2 rRNA genes are annotated in these 3312 nt (G+C 56.2%); both read left to right on the forward strand.

Annotated elements, in window-relative coordinates:
- A 16S ribosomal RNA gene (locus tag ACFVS8_RS19570) occupies window positions 1–688 on the forward strand; the annotation flags it as partial.
- Between the two features lie 456 nt (window positions 689–1144).
- A 23S ribosomal RNA gene (locus ACFVS8_RS19575) occupies window positions 1145–3312 on the forward strand; the annotation flags it as partial.

The following is a 3312-nucleotide window of genomic DNA, read 5'->3' on the forward strand; positions in this document are numbered from 1 at the left end:
CGTAGCTAACGCATTAAGCGCCCCGCCTGGGGAGTACGGCCGCAAGGCTAAAACTCAAAGGAATTGACGGGGGCCCGCACAAGCGGCGGAGCATGCGGATTAATTCGATGCAACGCGAAGAACCTTACCAAGGCTTGACATGACCGAGAACGCCCGAGAAATCGGGAACTCTTTGGACACTCGGTTACAGGTGGTGCATGGTTGTCGTCAGCTCGTGTCGTGAGATGTTGGGTTAAGTCCCGCAACGAGCGCAACCCTCGTCGCATGTTGCCAGCACGTAATGGTGGGAACTCATGTGAGACTGCCGGGGTCAACTCGGAGGAAGGTGGGGATGACGTCAAATCATCATGCCCCTTATGTCTTGGGCTTCACGCATGCTACAATGGCCGGTACAAAGGGCTGCGATGTCGTAAGGCGGAGCGAATCCCAAAAAGCCGGTCTCAGTTCGGATTGAGGTCTGCAACTCGACCTCATGAAGTCGGAGTCGCTAGTAATCGCAGATCAGCAACGCTGCGGTGAATACGTTCCCGGGCCTTGTACACACCGCCCGTCAAGTCATGAAAGTCGGTAACACCCGAAGCCGGTGGCCTAACCCTTGTGGAGGGAGCCGTCGAAGGTGGGATCGGTGATTAGGACTAAGTCGTAACAAGGTAGCCGTACCGGAAGGTGCGGCTGGATCACCTCCTTTCTAAGGAGCACTGGACCAGCTTGCTGGTTCCAGGAGTCCCAGATCAGACCGACCGTGTCTGCTGGGAGCTCATGGGTGGAACATTGAACGTAGGTGCTCGTCTGAATGGTTCAGATCTAGTACGCCCGCTTCGGTGGGTTGGAACGGTGGGGGCCGGCCGGTCGGGCACGTTGCACGCTGTTGGGTCCTGAGGGACCGGACATGGCCTGGGCGTTTCGGCGCTTCGGTTGGGGATGGTTTCCCTTCAGGCCTTCACGAAGCCGAGCGTTTGGTTCGGTGGGGTGGGGGTTCTGGCCGTCTGTTGAGAACTACATAGTGGACGCGAGCATCTTAGAAGCAGCCCTTTGGGCTGTTTCACAAAGATTTCGATCATGCGTTCTTCGGAGCGTGTGTGACTAATCATTGGTCAATTTCGCAGCACTTCGGTGCTGCACGAATTCGATCGAACTCATGTGATTTCAAGTTTCTAAGAGCAAACGGTGGATGCCTTGGCATCTGGAGCCGAAGAAGGACGTCGTAATCTGCGATAAGCCTCGGGGAGCTGATAAACGAGCTGTGATCCGAGGATTTCCGAATGGGGAAACCCCGCCAGGCCCTTTGGGTGACCTGGTGACTCCCGCCTGAATATATAGGGCGGGTAGAGGGAACGTGGGGAAGTGAAACATCTCAGTACCCACAGGAAGAGAAAACAACCGTGATTCCGTAAGTAGTGGCGAGCGAACGCGGAAGAGGCTAAACCGGTCATGTGTGATACCCGGCAGGGGTTGCATGGTCGGGGTTGTGGGACCTTTCGGACTGTACTGCCGTGCAGTCACGGTGACGCGTCAGGTATAGACGAACCGCATTGAAAGGCGGACCGGAGTGGGTGTGAGTCCCGTAGTCGAAATGCCTGGCCGGCCGGAGAGGTATCCCAAGTAGCGCGGGGCCCGAGAAATCCCGCGTGAATCTGTCAGGACCACCTGATAAGCCTAAATACTCCCAGATGACCGATAGCGGACAAGTACCGTGAGGGAAAGGTGAAAAGTACCCCGGGAGGGGAGTGAAATAGTACCTGAAACCGTTTGCTTACAAACCGTTGGAGCCTCCTTGTTGGGGTGACAGCGTGCCTTTTGAAGAATGAGCCTGCGAGTTAGTGATCTGTGGCGAGGTTAACCCGTGTGGGGCAGCCGTAGCGAAAGCGAGTCTGAATAGGGCGATTCAGTCGCAGGTCCTAGACCCGAAGCGAAGTGATCTATCCATGGCCAGGTTGAAGCGACGGTAAGACGTCGTGGAGGACCGAACCCACTTCAGTTGAAAATGGAGGGGATGAGCTGTGGATAGGGGTGAAAGGCCAATCAAACTTCGTGATAGCTGGTTCTCTCCGAAATGCATTTAGGTGCAGCGTTGCGTGTTTCTTGCCGGAGGTAGAGCTACTGGATGGCCGATGGGCCTCACCAGGTTACTGACGTCAGCCAAACTCCGAATGCCGGTAAGTGAGAGCGCAGCAGTGAGACGGTGGGGGATAAGCTTCATCGTCGAGAGGGAAACAACCCAGACCACCAACTAAGGTCCCTAAGCGCGTGCTAAGTGGGAAAGGATGTGGAGTTGCACAGACAACCAGGAGGTTGGCTTAGAAGCAGCCACCCTTGAAAGAGTGCGTAATAGCTCACTGGTCAAGTGATTCCGCGCCGACAATGTAACGGGGCTCAAGCACGCCACCGAAGTTGTGGCATTGACATATACAGGTAGGCCTTCGTGGTCCAGCCGTGTTGATGGGTAGGAGAGCGTCGTGTGGGCAGTGAAGCGGCGGTGGAAACCAGCCGTGGAGGCCACACGAGTGAGAATGCAGGCATGAGTAGCGAAAGACGGGTGAGAAACCCGTCCTCCGGAAGACCAAGGGTTCCAGGGTCAAGCTAATCTGCCCTGGGTAAGTCGGGACCTAAGGCGAGGCCGACAGGCGTAGTCGATGGACAACGGGTTGATATTCCCGTACCGGCGAAGAACCGCCCACATGAAATCAGGAGTGCTAAGCATCCCAAGACGCGTGGATCCCTTCGGGGACGATCGTGAGGCGGCATGCGACCCCATCTGGTGGAGTGAGCGTATTAACAGGTGTGACGCAGGAAGGTAGCCCAACCCGGGCGATGGTTGACCCGGGGCAAGTGCGTAGGCCGAGCGATAGGCAAATCCGTCGCTCACGTGGCTGAGACACGATGCGGATGAAAAGTGGGTGATCCTATGCTGCCGAGAAAAGCATCGACGCGAGGTTCCAGCCGCCCGTACCCCAAACCGACTCAGGTGGTCAGGTAGAGAATACTCAGGAGATCGAGAGAATCGTGGTTAAGGAACTCGGCAAAATGCCCCCGTAACTTCGGGAGAAGGGGGGCCTGAGGCGTGAATGGACTTGCTCCAGGAAGCGCTGTAAGGCCGCAGAGACCAGTGGGAAGCGACTGTTTACTAAAAACACAGGTCCGTGCCAAGTCGCAAGACGATGTATACGGACTGACGCCTGCCCGGTGCTGGAAGGTTAAGAGGACCGGTTAGCCGCAAGGCGAAGCTGAGAATTTAAGCCCCAGTAAACGGCGGTGGTAACTATAACCATCCTAAGGTAGCGAAATTCCTTGTCGGGTAAGTTCCGACCTGCA

The sequence above is a fragment of the Agromyces sp. NPDC058110 genome (genome assembly GCF_042884735.1).
Taxonomy (GTDB): Bacteria; Actinomycetota; Actinomycetes; order Actinomycetales; family Microbacteriaceae; genus Agromyces.